Below are 16,027 nucleotides of genomic sequence, written 5' to 3'. Positions count from 1 at the left end.
AAATTTAGTTTAACAAAATGAAAGACGATGATAAGGAAAAGTAGTATATACTATAATCCATAGCGAATCAGGGACGGTGAGAGCCTGGTGAGGCGGTATATATGAAGAACACCTTGGAGTTGCTAACCGAAATTGAATGTTGCCATTCAAGAGTAGACTTAGACGGGAAACCTACCTGTTACAAATCGGGAAGTATGGATTACATACGAATCAAAGTTGGTCTTTATGACAAATTGGGTGGTACCGCGAAGTTTAACCTTTCGTCCCTTTATGGATGAAAGGTTTTTTTGTATTTAAATATCAGTAAAGGAGACATTCACTATGGAAAACACATTAGTAAAAAGTCTGTATAGAGAAACAGATAAATATGTAGATCAAAACGTGCAAGTATCTGGTTGGATTCGTAACTTACGTGATTCAAAAGTATTTGGTTTTATCGAATTAAACGATGGTAGCTTCTTTAAAAGCGTACAAATTGTTTTCGATACAGAATTAGATAATTTTAAGGAAATTACAAAATTACCGCTTAGCTCCTCTATTAAAGTAGAAGGTAAGTTAATTGCAACACCTACTGCAAAACAACCATTTGAAATTAAAGCGGAAAAAATCGAAATTGAAGGCTTATCAGATTCCGATTACCCACTTCAAAAGAAACGCCATACGTTTGAATACTTACGTACAATCGCTCACTTACGTCCAAGAACAAATGCATTCTCTGCAACGTTCCGTGTTCGTTCTATCGCAGCTTACGCGATTCATAAGTTCTTCCAAGAGCGTGGATTTGTTCATGTTCACACACCAATTATTACTGGTAGCGATACAGAAGGTGCAGGTGAAATGTTCCGCGTAACAACACATGACATGAACAACCTACCAAAAGGAGAAGATGGACAAGTAGACGATTCGAAAGACTTCTTCGGTAGAGAAACAAACTTAACAGTAAGTGGTCAACTTCCTGCTGAAGCGTATGCATTAGCATTCCGCGATGTATATACATTCGGACCTACATTCCGTGCGGAAAACTCAAACACAACTCGTCACGCAGCTGAGTTCTGGATGGTTGAGCCGGAAATTGCATTTGCTGAACTGGAAGATGTAATGGATCTTACAGAAGATATGCTAAAATATGCAATGAAATACGTATTAGAGCATGCGCCAGAAGAAATGGAATTCTTCAACAAATTTGTTGATAAAACAGTTCTTGAGCGCATGAACAATGTCATTAACTCTGACTTTGGTCGCATCACATACACAGAAGCAATTAAGGTACTTCAAGAATCAGGTGCTGACTTCAAATACCCAGTAGAATGGGGCATTGATTTACAAACAGAGCATGAAAGATATTTATCAGAACAAATCTTTAAACGTCCTGTATTCGTAACAGACTATCCAAAAGATATTAAAGCATTCTACATGCGTATGAACGATGATGGTAAAACAGTAGCTGCTACTGATCTTCTTGTTCCTGGCATCGGCGAATTAATCGGCGGAAGTCAACGTGAAGAAAGAATGGATGTTTTAGTAGACAGAATTAAAGAATTAGGCATGAAAGAAGAAGACTACTGGTGGTACTTAGAACTTAGAAAATACGGAGGTACAAAACACGCTGGATTCGGCCTAGGCTTCGAACGTTTCTTAATGTACATCACTGGTATGGGGAATATTCGTGACGTAATTCCATTCCCAAGAACGCCAGGTTCTGCGGAGTTTTAAAATATGAAAAAAAGCGAGAGGACCTTCCTCTCGCTTTTTTTGTATAGATTTTTATTGAAAAGTAAAAAGTAACGTGAAGGGGTGAATAGGAATGAGTAAAAAAGTGAAAAAAGATCCTTCACGAGCAGTTTTAGGTTCTCCAGAAGTAGAAGGACAAGGAACAACAACGCATGAAACAGGTGCTTATAAAGTACCTTCATCAAATAAGAAACAGAAGCGAAGTTAACATATAAAATGAGTCATTCGTTCGAATGACTCATTTTATATGTTTTTATTTCTATTATTTTTTCATTTCTTTTATCATTTTATCTACATCTTTGTCTAAGCGTTCGAAATAGAAAAACCATAATAAGCTAACGAACAAGCAATATATCGCCATAATACATAGATTATCTGTTATATTTTCCGCAAGAGATTTAGAAGTGAAAAAAATTCCCCAAATAAGGGAAATAATAAAGTAAGTAAGAGGACCGATAAAATGGACGAGTATGTATAGTGATTTTTTACTTTCGTATGAGTCATTTGACATGGCTCCTTTTTATTCAAAATATCCATTTAAACTTAATAGTTTTTATCAGTGCTGCCCGCCCTTAGTTGTTATCAAGATGTTATTTTTTAATAATATCTTCAAGCTCATTGCAAAATTTTTTAAGCTGTATTGGGTTATGAATCAATGTTTGGGCATCATATTTACTAATATGTTTTCTCACTCGGAATTTTAGCAAAATAGATCTTCCGTATCGTTCCAATAGTAAATTGAACTCGGGTTGATCATTTAGTAATCGTATGTTTTCGCGAATTCTTAATTGTCTTTCATGTGGATTTCCCAACAAAATGTTTAAAATCATTTGTAAAAATAGCAATGAAATCACCCTTTATATATGCGCTTAAAATCATATATTTCTGTATATTCTAATTGTAACAAAAATAAAAAAGAAAAGAAATAAGACTTCTTTTCTCTTTGTTTAGTTCATTTACATATTGTCGATACTAAAACATAGCTATTTTTTCAATAAACGAAACGCTTTTTCTGTATTAGCAAAGTGAAGCTTCACAAATTCAGGAAGACGCTCTTTTCCTAATTTTTGAATGAGTTTAGCTGCGGCAATATCCACTTGCATACCTGCACCTTTTGGAAGCTGCATACCTGCTTTTTTACTAAGTTTATCAAATTGTTTTACGAATGAATAACGAGCCAGAATAGATGCCGCTGCAACAGCTAAATGTATACTTTCGCCTTTTGTAGCAAAATAAACATTGTCACGTTGTACCTCTTTTTGTTTTGTTAAATATTTATAGTATGTATTAGGTTGTGTGAATTGATCGATTAAGATGCCGTCTGGCTTCGTCGGTGCAATTTTTCCTAATAAGTTGGTAATTGCTTTATTATGCAGTAAAGCTTTTAATTTCCCTTGGTTGTTTCCTTTATCAAACAGCTCGTTATATTTTTCGTTATGAAGAACGAGGGAGCTGTAAGGAACAACGTGAAGGAGTTGTTTAGCAATTGCAATAATTTGAGCATCATTTAAGTTTTTAGAATCTTTTACACCAAGTTCTTTTAAAAGTGGAATTTGTTTTGCATCTACGTATGCAGCGACAACTGTCATCGGTCCGAAGTAATCTCCCGTACCAACTTCATCAGACCCTATAATAGACATTGTACCGATGGAAGCGGGCGGTGCATAACGATGTGAATCGACCGATTTTTTTACAGATGATTTCGGTGCTCGAGAGACAGTTTGCCAACGAGAAGCCTCTGCTTCAGCGCGTCCACCTTGAAACATAACTTTTCCTGATTTATAAGCAGTAATTGTACAAGATGATACTTTCGCCATAAAGATACCGCCTTGCGGAACTGTTGGACTAATTGCTTGTTTGTATTGTTTTTTCATCTCTTCAATGACTGTAGAACTTGTTTGTAATACGATAGAATTTGACAAAATGATCGCTCCTTTTTCAATAGTGTTATTTTTATCATATCGGATTATTCTTTCTGTTTCCATATTGGGAAAGTTCATGGTATGATAAACTTTAGGATTCTGTACGTGATTGGAGGCCGGTGAGTTGTCACAACAAAAGGGAAAGAAAAGTCGAATTAATGTAGAAATCTATGGTCAACAGTACTCAGTTGTTGGCGATGAAAGTACAAGTCATATCCGCATGGTAGCAGCGATTGTGGATGATAAAATGCGCGAACTCAATGCCAAGAATCCTTCGCTTGATACGAGTAGACTAGCGGTATTGACGGCGGTAAACGTCATACACGATTACATAAAATTAAAAGAAGAACATGAAAAACTGAAAGAAAGTATGAGACAAAAAGGAATGGAATAACATGGTTGATATCATTATCATTTTATTGCTTGTTATGGGATTTTTCCTCGGTTTAAGAAGAGGATTTATTCTACAACTTGTAAAGTTAACAAGCTTTATTATCGCATGCCTTGTTGCATACTGGTACTGTAAAGATTTAGCGCCAGCGCTAGCGAAAATGATTCCGTATCCGTTTGATCAAAATGTATCCGTTCCAGAATGGATCGATGCAAACAATATGGAGACAGTTTTTTATCAAGCAATTGCGTTTATTGTACTATTCATTGTTACAAAGATTGCACTTTCATTACTTGGTAATTTGCTAAATATGTTTGCGGAAATACCAGTGTTAAAGCAAATTAATGCATTTGCTGGAGCAATTCTTGGTTTTTTAGAAGTATACATTATTTTGTTTGTTTTAATTATTATTGGAACGATTCTTCCGATTGAACAAGTGCAAACACCATTACAACAATCATCAATTAGCAAAATAATTGTAGACGATACACCGATTCTTTCTGAAAAGGTGAAGGAACTATGGCAGACAGGTAGCAGAGTATAACTTCTCTTTTTCGGAAAGAGAAGTTTTTTTCTATGAAGGAAAGGCGGGGAACGTATGAAAATAAATAAAAAACAAGTTATTAAATTATTAGAGACAATCGCTCTTTTTATGGAATTAAAAGGCGAGAATCCATTTAAAATATCCGCGTTTCGTAAAGCGGCAGCAGCGTTAGAAAGTGATGATCGTAGCCTTTCTGAAATTGAAGATTTTACAAAGATTCCAGGCATCGGAAAAGGAACTGCAGCAGTTATTCAAGAATATATGGAAGCTGGAACGTCAGAGGTATTGCAAGAACTTGAAAAAGAAGTTCCTAGTAGCTTATTGCCATTATTAAAACTTCCAGGACTCGGTGGTAAGAAAGTAGCGAAACTTTATAAAGAACTTGGTGTTGTTGACATGGAAACATTAAAGCAAGCTTGTGAAGACAAGAAAGTACAGGAGCTTGCTGGGTTTGGGAAGAAGACGGAAGAGAAAATACTAGAAGCAATTGCGCAAGCTGGTTCTCGCCCTGAACGTTTACCGATTGCAATGGTACTTCCTATTGCCGGGGAAATAGAAGAGAAATTGTCGAATATTGCAGAAGTAATTCGTTTTTCGCGCGCTGGTAGTTTACGCCGCGTTCGGGAGACTGTGAAAGATTTAGACTTCATTATTGCAACGACAGAACCAGCAGCAGTACGTGAACATTTGCTTCAATTTGATAATATGATTGAAGTGATTGCAAGCGGCGATACAAAAGTATCTGTTCGCCTGCAATATGAGTATGATATTTCAATTGATTTTCGCCTTGTGAAACCTGAAGAATTTATTACAACGCTTCACCATTTTACAGGTTCAAAAGATCATAACGTAAGAATGCGTCAAATCGCAAAAGATAATGGTGAAAAGATTAGTGAGTATGGTGTGGAAAATTTGGAGACAGGTGAAGTGAAAACATTTGAAACAGAAGAAGAGTTTTTTGCTCATTTCAACCTTCCGTTTATTCCGCCAGAAGTACGTGAGGACGGAAAAGAGATCGAACTCATTAAGGAATACCCAAACTTAATTCAGTTCTCTGATATACAAGGTGATCTTCATATGCATACAACATGGAGTGATGGCGCTTTTTCCATTGAAGAAATGGTACAAGCATGCCGCGAGCGTGGCTATAAATTTATGGCAATTACGGATCACTCCCAATATTTAAAAGTAGCGAATGGCTTAACGAAAGAGCGACTTCGTGAACAAGCAAAAGAAATTGAGCGCATCAATGCAAAATACCCAGATATCACAATTTTACGTGGGATTGAAATGGACATACTGCCAGATGCGACATTAGATTTTGATGATGAGGTATTAGCGGAGCTTGATTATGTAATTGGTGCGATTCATTCCAGCTTCTCACAAGACCGTGAAACAATTATGAAACGTTTGCGTGCCGCAATTGAAAATAAGCATGTAACAATGATTGCTCATCCAACAGGACGTCTTCTTGGACGCCGTGAGGGGTATGATGTAGACACAGATCTATTAATTGAGCTCGCAAAAGAAACAAATACTGTTTTAGAATTAAATGCAAATCCGAACCGTCTAGATTTAAGTGCGAAATTATTAAAACAGGCACAAGATGCTGGTGTGAAAATAGCAATTAATACAGATGCTCATACACTTGAGATGTTAGAAGATATGGAAACAGGTGTAGCGGCAGCACGTAAAGGTTGGATTCAAAAAGATACCGTGATTAACACATGGGATATTGAACGTTTATTAGATTTTATTAAACGTAATAAGTAACACAAGGGGGACAGGCAACTTATGTTAGAACGAACGTTGCGTGTATTAGAATATGACAAAGTAAAAGAACAGTTACTTGAGCATACAGCTTCTTCGCTTGGTCGAGATAAAGTAAAGCGTCTTATGCCAAGCACAGACTTTGAAGAAATTGTGGAAATGCAAGATACAACTGATGAGGCGGCGAAAGTAATCCGTTTAAAAGGGCATGCACCACTCGGCGGGATTTTTGACATTCGACCGAATGTAAAGCGTGCAAAAATAGGAAGTATGCTGAGCCCTCATGAATTGCTTGATATCGCAAGTACAATGTATGGCAGCCGTCAAATGAAACGATTCATTGAAGATATGGTTGATAATGGCGCCCAGCTTCCGATTTTAGAAACTCATGTTGCGCAAATTGTATCTTTATATGATTTAGAAAAGAAAATTACAGGCTGTATTGGAGATGGTGGCGAAGTACTCGATAGCGCCAGCGATAAATTGCGTGGTATTCGCAATCAAATTCGTACAGCGGAAAGTCGCATTCGTGAGAAGCTCGAAAATATGACGCGCTCTTCAAATGCACAAAAGATGTTATCAGATGCCATTGTAACGATCCGTAACGATCGCTATGTAATTCCGGTTAAGCAGGAATATCGCGGCGTATATGGTGGTATTGTTCATGACCAATCTGCATCAGGACAAACGTTATTTATTGAACCACAAGTCATCGTGGAACTGAATAACGCCTTGCAAGAAGCACGTGTGAAAGAGAAACAAGAAGTAGAACGTATTTTAATGATGCTTACAGAAGAAGTAGCAGCAGAAGCTGATATCGTATTAGCGAATGTCGAAGTGATTGCGAATCTTGATTTTATCTTTGCAAAAGCTTTGTATGCGAAACGAATGAAAGCGACAAAACCGATTGTCAATAATGAGCGTTATATGGATTTACGCCAAGCACGTCATCCGCTTATCGATCCAAAAGTGATTGTGCCAAATGATATTATGCTTGGTAAAGACTTTACAACAATTGTCATTACAGGTCCGAACACAGGTGGTAAAACAGTTACGTTAAAAACGGTTGGAATATGCGTATTAATGGCACAATCTGGTCTTCATATTCCCGTACAAGAGGAATCGGAAATTTGCGTATTTAAAAATATTTTTGCCGATATTGGTGACGAGCAATCCATTGAACAAAGTTTAAGTACATTCTCTTCCCATATGGTTAACATTGTCGATATTTTAGAGAAAGCTGACTTTGAAAGCTTAGTGCTATTTGATGAATTAGGTGCTGGAACAGACCCGCAAGAAGGGGCAGCTCTTGCCATTTCTATCTTAGATGAAGTATATAATCGCGGTGCACGCGTTGTTGCAACAACGCACTATCCAGAATTGAAAGCATATGGATATAATCGTGATCAAGTCATTAACGCAAGTGTGGAATTTGATGTAAATACATTGAGTCCAACTTACAAATTATTAATTGGTGTACCAGGACGTAGTAATGCTTTTGAAATTTCGAAACGCCTTGGATTATCTGAACGCGTAATTAATCGTGCTCGCAATCATATTAGTACAGATACAAATAAGATCGAAAATATGATTGCGAAATTAGAAGAAAGCCAAAAGAGTGCAGAACGTGATTGGAAAGAAGCAGAAGAGCTTCGTAAGCAGTCTGAAAAGCTTCATCGCGAATTGCAACGCCAAATTATTGAATTTAATGAAGAACGTGATGAACGATTATTAAAAGCGCAAAAAGAAGGAGAAGAAAAGGTCGAAGCTGCGAAGAAAGAAGCAGAAGAGATTATTCGTGAACTTCGTCAATTGCGTAAAGCGCAGCTTGCCAATGTGAAAGATCATGAATTGATTGAAGCGAAAAGCCGCCTAGAAGGGGCAGCGCCTGAACTTGTGAAAAAACAAAAAGTAAAAGTGAAAAATACAGCGCCAAAACAACAGTTAAGACCGGGCGATGAAGTAAAAGTATTAACGTTTGGCCAAAAAGGTCAACTTCTAAAAAAAGTAAGTGATAATGAGTGGAACGTTCAGATTGGGATTCTGAAGATGAAAGTAAAAGAATCTGATATGGAATATATTAATACACCAAAGCAGCTTGAGAAAAAAGCAGTTACAACAGTAAAAGGACGGGACTACCATGTTTCCTTAGAACTGGATCTTCGCGGTGAACGTTTTGAAAATGCGATGATGCGTGTTGAAAAGTATTTAGATGATGCACAGCTTGCTAACTATCCGCGTGTATCGATTATTCACGGTAAAGGAACAGGAGCGCTTCGACAAGGTGTACAAGACTACTTGAAGAACCATCGCGGCGTGAAAAGTTTCCGCTACGGCGATATGGGCGAGGGAGGCCTTGGCGTCACAGTTGTCGAATTAAAATAGCAAAAAGCCAAATAAAGGGGTAAACCATTATGTTTATGGACAAACTTGCAAAAGTATTGTTAGCATGTTGCGGCATATTTTTGATGATTGGGATTATTTATTTAATGGTTTTTGCAAAGTAAAAAAGTGTCAATCTCGGCATCATACTATGCTTTGAGATTGATGCTTTTTCTTTTCGGACAATCTATAAGAAAAAGGAATAGACAATGAAAATTAACCAATTTATAAGTGAAGCACTCTCCTGTTCAAGGCGAGAAACAGATCGTCTTATTAAAGCTGGGCGCGTCGCAATGAATGATAAAGTTTGTGCGCATGGTGTACTTGTAAAGCCCGATGATGTTGTAACGGTTGATGGAAAAGTTATTGAAAAAGAAGAAAAAGAAAAAGTATATATCGCCTTTCATAAACCAGTTGGAATTACTTGCACAGCTGCAGAACATATCGAAGGGAATATTATTGGTTATATCAACTATCCCGAAAGAATCTTTCCAGTTGGCCGCTTAGATAAAGCATCAGAAGGGTTAATTTTACTAACAAATGATGGGAAGATTGCCAATCAAATTTTACACGGAGACCATGAACATGAGAAAGAATATGTCGTAACTGTTAATAAACCGTTTACGGATTGGTTTATTCATAGTATGAGCTGCGGTGTGAAAATTAAAGATGGAATGACAAAACCTTGTAAAGTAACACAAGTAGATTGCTCTACATTTCGCATCGTTTTAACACAAGGAATGAATCGACAAATTCGGAGAATGAGCCGTGCTTTCGGTTATACAGTAACAAAACTAAAGCGTGTTCGAATTATGAACATAAAATTAGGTGAGCTTGAGGTTGGAAAGTGGCGCTACCTTACCGATGAAGAGTTACAAGAGTTACGAGGAGTATTATAGGGAGAGTTGTTTGCTCCGTATGTTTTTTATCAGAAAAAATAAAACTGTTGCTTTTTTTTCAAATAGCCCATATAATAAAAAACAACAAGTTTCGACAATATATTTTGTAAAAGTAATGATGAGGACATGAGTTATTTTTTACGATTCTCAGAGAGGGAGGCCTTAGGCTGTGAGCTTCCTAATACGAAAAGATAAACTTACCACCTCTAAACTTCAAGAGTGAACTGCATGTGCATTGTAATTCTTGGCGGATAAAACCGTTATCAATTTACACGAGCTATAAAATGAATTTTTTGTTATACATTCATTTTATTAGAATAAGGGTGGAACCACGATTTCAACACTCGTCCCTTTGTTAGGGACGGGTGTTTTTTGCGTTCTTTTGTAAAGGAAGGACGATATGGAAAAGGGTATGTAATGAATTTTGTTTCTGAATATTCTGTTTTTAAGGAGGTAAATGAAAGTGAAGTCATCTTTAAAGGTATCTGAAATATTTGCAATCAGTTTAATGTTATTTGCACTTTTCTTTGGTGCAGGAAATATGATTTTTCCACCAGCATTAGGACAAGGGGCTGGAACAAATGTATGGATTGCGTTATTTGGGTTTGTCATTACAGGTGTGGGACTTCCATTACTAGGAGTCATCGCGATTGCTTTAAAAGGAGATATTAATAAACTCGCAGGTCGTGTACATCCTTTATTTGCACTTGTTTTCATCGTTGCGATTTATTTATGTTTAGGTGTATTTGTGAGTGTACCACGTACAGGCACAGTTGCTTATGAAATGGCAGTTGCTCCATTTTTACCAACTGAAGTAGCTGGTGCAAAGTATCCACTTGTTATATTTACATTTATTTTCTTTGCTGTTACATTTTATTTAGCATTGAACCCATCAAAATTAGTGGGACGCATCGGAAAAGTATTAACACCGATTTTATTAGCGATTATTGCAATTATTGTTGTGAAAGCATTGATTTCTCCAATTGGAGAGTTTCGTGCACCGACTGAAACTTATAAAGATCCACTTTTCAAAGGGTTTATTGATGGATATTTAACTTTAGATGGATTAGCGGCGCTTGTTTTTGGAAATGTCGTTGTGAATACGTTAAAAGGAAAAGGTGTTACAGATAAGAAAAGTATTGCACGAGTGACAATTATTGCAGGGATCGTTGCTGCACTTGCCTTATTTCTTATTTATTTAGCGCTTGCTTATTTAGGAGCTTCTAGTGTTTCTCTCGGAATGGGGGAAAATGGTGGTGTGATTTTAACAAATATTGTTCATCATTTATTTGGTGGATATGGCACTTTATTACTAGGTGTAGCAATCGCAGCGGCATGTTTAACAACATCTGTTGGAATCGTTGCAGCGTGCGGAGAGTTCTTTTCAGGATTACTACCAAAGCTTTCTTATCAAACAGTCATTTTTATTTTCTGTGCATTAGCATTTATGGTAGCAAACCTTGGGTTAACACAGCTCATTGCATTAGCATTACCAATTTTAATTACACTGTATCCAATTGGGATTGTGTTGATTATCTTATCTCTTGTTGAAAATTATATTCCGATTCCATTAGCAATGTACGTAGGAGGTATGATAGGAGCATTTGCAATTAGCCTGTTTGATGGTTTACACAATGCTCATATTGAATTTGTAACACTTGCACCTATTTTAGAAAAAATACCACTTTATAGCGTTGGAATGGGTTGGCTAATTCCGGGAATCATTGGTATGTTTGTCGGATATATTGTGTCTATGTTTCAAAAGAGAGCAGTTGTGATAGAGAAGTAAGCGACAGGAGTGTTTTGAAGAAGGAGCTTGTTGTACTTACAAAGTGATAATATGGTATAGTGAAACGAGGCTGCTTTTTCAGCCTCGTTTTTCGTGCTTCCTAATCCATTAGAAAGCATTTAAATAGAAAGGAAGTCATTATATGAGATCTGAAGTTGCTGTGAAAATAAAACCAAAATTTATAAAACAATTGAAAAGTGGCTATCCACTTATTTTAAAAGAGGCAATTCAAAATGTAAATGACATACAAGAAGAAGGAACGATTCTTAACATATTAGATGAGAAAAATCAATTTCTTGGAAAAGGATATTACGGTAAGCAAAATAAAGGATATGGTTGGATTTTAACGAGAAAAGAGCAAGAACACATTGACCAAGCTTTCTTTGAACGAAAAATAAAGTCAGCGTTACATAAGAGAAAAGGTTTTTATAAATCAAATGATACAACAGCATTCCGTGTCGTAAATGGTGAAGGTGATGGTCTTGGCGGTGTAATCATTGATTATTATGCTGGGTTTTATGTGATTAGCTGGTATAGCGAAGGGATATATTCCTTTAAAAATGAAATTATTGGAGCCCTTCAAAAGGTAGCAAATTTCAAAGGAATCTATCAGAAGAAGCGCTTTGATACAAAAGGAAAATATATTGAAGAAGATGACTTTGTAATAGGAGAGCGCGGTGAATTCCCTCTTTTAGTGAAAGAGAACGGTGTAAACTTTGCGGTGTATTTAAATGATGGTGCAATGGTAGGGGTATTTTTAGATCAGCGTAACGTTCGAAAACAAATTCGTGATACGTATGCAAAGGGCAGAACGGTTTTAAATATGTTCTCTTATACAGGTGCGTTCTCCGTATTCGCGGCCCTTGGAGGAGCAATCAAAACGACAAGTGTCGACTTAGCAAATCGCAGTTTAAGTAAAACAATTGAACAATTTAGCGTAAATGGCATTGACTATGAAGCACAAGATATTATCGTGGAGGACGTATTCCATTACTTTAAATACGCAGCGAAGAAACAGATGAAGTTTGATATGGTTGTACTAGATCCACCAAGCTTTGCACGTTCGAAAAAATATACATTTAGTGCAGCAAAAGACTATAAAAACTTATTAAAAGAAACAATTGCCATTACAGAAAACAACGGTATCATCGTTGCTTCTACAAACTGTAGTACATTTGATATGAAAAAATTTAAAGGCTTTATCAGTGCAGCTTTTAAAGAGATGAATGGTAAATATAAAATTTTAGAAGAACATTCCTTACCAGAAGATTTCCGTACAATCGATCAATTTAAAGAAGGTAACTATTTAAAAGTAGTCTTTATTGAAAAGCTTAAAGGATAATCCTAAAAAAGAAGCTCAATCGTAAATGAGCTTCTTTTTTATTGGACAATATGCTGCACGCGGCCAACTTGTCCGTCTTGCAATCGAACTTTAATCCCGTGTGGATGAGATGGTGAGTTTGTTAAAATATCTTTTACAATCCCTCGAGTGAGAGTGCCAGTCCGTTGATCTTTCTTTAAGACAATATCTACTTCTAGACCAGGTGAAATATTCGCTCGCTTTTGCCTGTTCATTTATACACCTGTACGTCTACGTTGATTATTTGGCTTTTTTGTTTGTTGACTTTGTAATTTTTTCGTTGCCTGGTCTTTATTTTTCATACTTGCTCCATTTTTGTTTCCTTGCTTTTTCTTCGCAAGTTGCTTGCGCATTAAATCAGCCAAGCTTACTTTTTTATTTTCTGACATAGTGAGTCTCCTTTATATAAAGTACATTGCAAACATGAGTCGCGAATTTCATCATATCATTGTTAGAGAAGGAAAGGAAGTTGGTTTGCACATTCATATAATTCTTTCCACTTTATAGCAGTTACGATACAATAAAATTGTTAATGTTTGTAAAAAGGGGATAGGAGCATGCCACATCATATTTTATTAATAGAAGATGACATTTCGATTCAGGAAATGGTTGAGAAATATTTATTAAAAGAGGGATTTCAAGTTACAATTGCTTCTGATGGAGATGAAGGCGTTGCGAAATTTTTTCATGGAACATTTGACTTGATTATTCTTGATATTATGATGCCAAAGCTAGATGGTTTAGAAGTTGTGAGAATCATTCGCGAAAAAAGCGCTGTACCAATTTTAATGATGTCCGCAAAAGATACAGATGTTGATAAGGCGGTGGGGTTAGGACTTGGTGCAGATGATTACATTTGCAAACCATTCTCTATGATTGAATTGGCAGCGAGAGCAAAGGCAAGTATTCGAAGATTTACAAAGTATTCAGTTGTGGAGCAAAAAGAAGAAATGATTGAGATTGGTGATTTGAAAATAGATCTGATTAACTTCACTGTGCATAAAAAAGAAAAACGGTTAAAACTCACTTTAAAAGAATTCGAAATTTTAAAATTGTTCATAAAGAATCAAAATCGTGTATTTACAAAAGCACAAATATATAATCTCATTTGGAATGAAGAATACTATGGCGATGATAATGTTATTAACGTTCATATGAGAAGGTTACGTGAGAAAATTGAAACAGATCCATCCAATCCAGAATATATTAAAACATTATGGGGAATTGGCTATAAGTTGGAAGTGATGTAGCATGTTTTTTCTGTTCATGATTGTTATTTTTATATTATTAGGTGTCATTTATTTTCAATATAGAATAGGGAAAAGCAAGAGTGCGAATATACGTTATACGTATGAAAAATTAGAGAATATTATAAAGCAACAAACTGGTGAGAAATTATTAGTTGTAACGGATGATAAAGAACTACAACAATTATTAGTAGCAATTAATCATTTATTAGATGCGAAACAAAAAACAAATGCGAATCATGCGAAGGTTGAAATTTCAATGAGAAAGATGCTTTCTAACATTTCTCATGATTTGAAAACGCCGCTCACTGTTATTCTTGGATATACGGAAATGTTAAATAAAGATAAAACGATGAACAAAGAAGAACAACAAATACTGTTAGAAAAGGTACATGTAAAAACGCTAGAAGTAATGGAACTTATCCATAAATTCTTTGATTTGGCGAGATTAGAATCTGGAGATAAAGCAATTGAAATAACAAAGGTGAATATGAATGAAGTGTGCCGAGAAAAGATTTTAACGTTTTATGATTTAATAACGACTAAAGGGTTTGAGGTACATATTGATATACCGGAGAAAAATATGTATGCATTTGGGAATGCAGAAGTATTAGGTCGTGTATTAAATAATTTAATATCCAATGCCATTACGTATGGATATGATGGAAAAATACTTGGTATTACGTTAAGAGATGATGGACGATATGTATATGTTGATGTATGGGACCGCGGTAAAGGAATTAATGAATCGCATATTGATAAAGTATTTGAGCGTATGTATACGTTAGAGGATTCAAGGAATCGACTATATCAAGGTAGTGGTCTTGGTCTTACGATTACAAAACGACTGGTAGAAGCTTTAGGGGGAGAAATTCACCTTTTTAGTAAGCCGTATGAAAAAACAGTATTTACGATTATGCTGAGAAAAATCGATTTTTAGCTTGTAGAAATAGGATTCTACAAGCTTTTTTTGAACGTAAGGAATTTGTAAGGAAGGGGTAAGAAAAAAGAGACCTTCATTGTCTATGCTAGAAATATAAAGTGATACGAAAGGAGAAAATGAAATGACATATATATTAAAAACGAATCAGTTAACAAAGGTGTTTCAAGGAAAAGAAGTAATTTCGGGCGTAAATATGCATGTGAAAAAAGGAGAAATTTACGGGTTTTTAGGACCAAATGGTGCCGGTAAAACAACGATTATGAAAATGATTGTAAATTTAATGAAACCAACGAGCGGAGATATTGAAATTTTTGGCGAGAAGTTAACAGGTACATCATATGAAGTGTTAAAACGTATGGGAATGATTATCGAGTACCCTATTTTTTATGAAAAATTAACAGCTCAAGAAAATTTATATCTTCATTGTGAATATATGGGTTACTACGATAAGAATGGAATTCAGCAGGCGTTAAATCTTGTCAATTTACAAAACGTGGAGAATAAGAAAGTAAAAGACTTTTCATTAGGGATGAAACAAAGATTAGGAATTGCAAGAGCCATTTTAACGAAGCCGGAGTTACTAATTTTAGATGAACCAATCAATGGTTTAGATCCAGTCGGGATTAGGGAATTACGTGACTTATTAAAAATGCTTTGTAAAGAATATGGAATGACTTTATTAGTCTCTAGTCATATTTTAGGAGAAATGGAGCAAATGGCAGATACAATTGGGGTCATTCAAAATGGAAAATTGATAAAAGAAGTTTCAATGAAGAGTATTAATGGAAAACAAACGGAGTATATTGAAATTTCGGTTCCAGATGTGAAGCGTGCAGCTTACATGTTAGAAAATAAACTTCACATAACGAATTACAAAATAATGAGTGGAAATATGATTCGTGTGTATGAAATGACAGTGACGCAGCAAGAAATTTCTAAAACATTAATTATGAATGATGTGGAAATTGAAAGTATAAACAAAAAACATAGTTCATTAGAAGAGTATTTTTTAAATATTGTGAATGGAGAGGGTATTCGTGCTTAATTTA

17 protein-coding genes and 2 other annotated features are annotated in these 16,027 nt (G+C 35.7%); of the genes, 12 read left to right on the top strand and 5 right to left on the bottom strand.

Annotated features, from left to right (window positions below; genetic code table 11):
* The first annotated feature begins 18 nt into the window (after positions 1-18).
* Positions 19-271 (top strand) — a binding site (T-box leader).
* Positions 272-321: 50 nt separating this feature from the next.
* Both asnS and MR063_RS04035 read left to right on the top strand, forming a co-directional pair.
* Positions 322-1,713: an asparagine--tRNA ligase gene (gene asnS / locus MR063_RS04040; RefSeq protein ID WP_242145559.1), complete on the top strand. Its 1,392-nt coding sequence runs from the start codon at positions 322-324 to the stop codon at positions 1,711-1,713.
* A 91-nt stretch (positions 1,714-1,804) separates the two neighbouring features.
* On the top strand, positions 1,805-1,939 hold the full coding sequence (locus MR063_RS04035; RefSeq protein WP_012095704.1) for a YuzL family protein: 135 nt from the start codon (positions 1,805-1,807) through the stop codon (positions 1,937-1,939).
* 54 nt (positions 1,940-1,993) lie between these two features.
* Here MR063_RS04035 and MR063_RS04030 read toward each other — a convergent pair whose 3' ends face one another.
* The 3 genes from MR063_RS04030 to rnhC all read right to left on the bottom strand — a co-directional run bounded on the left by MR063_RS04030 (position 1,994) and on the right by rnhC (position 3,653).
* On the bottom strand, positions 1,994-2,242 hold the full coding sequence (locus MR063_RS04030) for a hypothetical protein (RefSeq protein ID WP_242193536.1): 249 nt from the start codon (positions 2,240-2,242) through the stop codon (positions 1,994-1,996).
* 79 nt (positions 2,243-2,321) lie between these two features.
* Positions 2,322-2,576, bottom strand: a complete 255-nt coding sequence (locus MR063_RS04025) for a hypothetical protein (RefSeq protein ID WP_242193534.1) — start codon at positions 2,574-2,576, stop codon at positions 2,322-2,324.
* Between the two features lie 138 nt (positions 2,577-2,714).
* Positions 2,715-3,653 (bottom strand): ribonuclease HIII, encoded by a 939-nt coding sequence (rnhC, locus tag MR063_RS04020; RefSeq protein WP_242193532.1) that lies wholly within the window; start codon positions 3,651-3,653, stop codon positions 2,715-2,717.
* Between the two features lie 124 nt (positions 3,654-3,777).
* On the opposite strand from rnhC, the gene zapA reads away from it, so the two are divergent.
* The 7 genes from zapA to MR063_RS03985 all read left to right on the top strand — a co-directional run bounded on the left by zapA (position 3,778) and on the right by MR063_RS03985 (position 12,770).
* Positions 3,778-4,047, top strand: coding sequence for a cell division protein ZapA (gene zapA, locus MR063_RS04015; protein WP_041810059.1), 270 nt, complete (start codon positions 3,778-3,780; stop codon positions 4,045-4,047).
* A 1-nt stretch (position 4,048) separates the two neighbouring features.
* Positions 4,049-4,588, top strand: coding sequence for a CvpA family protein (locus MR063_RS04010; RefSeq protein WP_242193530.1), 540 nt, complete (start codon positions 4,049-4,051; stop codon positions 4,586-4,588).
* Positions 4,589-4,642: 54 nt separating this feature from the next.
* Positions 4,643-6,361: a DNA polymerase/3'-5' exonuclease PolX gene (polX, locus tag MR063_RS04005; RefSeq protein WP_242193528.1), complete on the top strand. Its 1,719-nt coding sequence runs from the start codon at positions 4,643-4,645 to the stop codon at positions 6,359-6,361.
* Positions 6,362-6,382: 21 nt separating this feature from the next.
* The gene (locus tag MR063_RS04000; protein WP_242193527.1) at positions 6,383-8,743 is read left to right on the top strand and encodes an endonuclease MutS2; all 2,361 of its coding nucleotides are present in this window, start codon (positions 6,383-6,385) and stop codon (positions 8,741-8,743) included.
* A 206-nt stretch (positions 8,744-8,949) separates the two neighbouring features.
* Entirely contained in the window at positions 8,950-9,639 is a 690-nt protein-coding gene (locus MR063_RS03995) for a 23S rRNA pseudouridine(2604) synthase RluF (protein ID WP_242193526.1), read from the top strand.
* A gap of 106 nt (positions 9,640-9,745) precedes the next feature.
* Positions 9,746-9,994, top strand: a binding site (T-box leader).
* Positions 9,995-10,102: 108 nt separating this feature from the next.
* Positions 10,103-11,428 carry a branched-chain amino acid transport system II carrier protein BrnQ6 gene (brnQ6, locus tag MR063_RS03990; protein WP_242193525.1) on the top strand — a complete coding sequence of 442 codons (1,326 nt, stop codon included), beginning with the start codon at positions 10,103-10,105 and terminating at the stop codon, positions 11,426-11,428.
* 142 nt (positions 11,429-11,570) lie between these two features.
* A complete protein-coding gene (locus MR063_RS03985; RefSeq protein ID WP_242193523.1) occupies positions 11,571-12,770 on the top strand; it encodes a class I SAM-dependent rRNA methyltransferase in 1,200 nt (399 codons plus the stop codon).
* 38 nt (positions 12,771-12,808) lie between these two features.
* Here MR063_RS03985 and MR063_RS03980 read toward each other — a convergent pair whose 3' ends face one another.
* Together MR063_RS03980 and MR063_RS03975 are read right to left on the bottom strand one after the other, a co-directional pair.
* Positions 12,809-13,003, bottom strand: a complete 195-nt coding sequence (locus tag MR063_RS03980; protein ID WP_242193520.1) for a YwbE family protein — start codon at positions 13,001-13,003, stop codon at positions 12,809-12,811.
* A complete protein-coding gene (locus tag MR063_RS03975) occupies positions 13,004-13,177 on the bottom strand; it encodes a hypothetical protein (RefSeq protein ID WP_242193519.1) in 174 nt (57 codons plus the stop codon).
* Between the two features lie 168 nt (positions 13,178-13,345).
* Here MR063_RS03975 and MR063_RS03970 point away from each other — a divergent pair, with 168 nt between their 5' ends.
* The 3 genes from MR063_RS03970 (at position 13,346) to MR063_RS03960 (ending at position 16,023) form a co-directional block, all read left to right on the top strand.
* A complete protein-coding gene (locus MR063_RS03970; protein ID WP_242193518.1) occupies positions 13,346-14,038 on the top strand; it encodes a response regulator transcription factor in 693 nt (230 codons plus the stop codon).
* A gap of 1 nt (position 14,039) precedes the next feature.
* The gene (locus MR063_RS03965; RefSeq protein ID WP_242193517.1) at positions 14,040-14,975 is read left to right on the top strand and encodes a sensor histidine kinase; all 936 of its coding nucleotides are present in this window, start codon (positions 14,040-14,042) and stop codon (positions 14,973-14,975) included.
* Between the two features lie 124 nt (positions 14,976-15,099).
* Positions 15,100-16,023 carry an ABC transporter ATP-binding protein gene (locus MR063_RS03960; RefSeq protein ID WP_242193515.1) on the top strand — a complete coding sequence of 308 codons (924 nt, stop codon included), beginning with the start codon at positions 15,100-15,102 and terminating at the stop codon, positions 16,021-16,023.
* Positions 16,024-16,027 lie beyond the last annotated feature (4 nt).

The sequence above is a fragment of the Bacillus cereus group sp. BfR-BA-01492 genome (assembly GCF_022662815.1).
Taxonomy (GTDB): Bacteria; Bacillota; Bacilli; order Bacillales; family Bacillaceae_G; genus Bacillus_A; species Bacillus_A cereus_BD.
The sequence above is the reverse complement of the archived record's forward strand: the minus strand, read 5'-3'. Positions and strand labels throughout refer to the sequence as shown.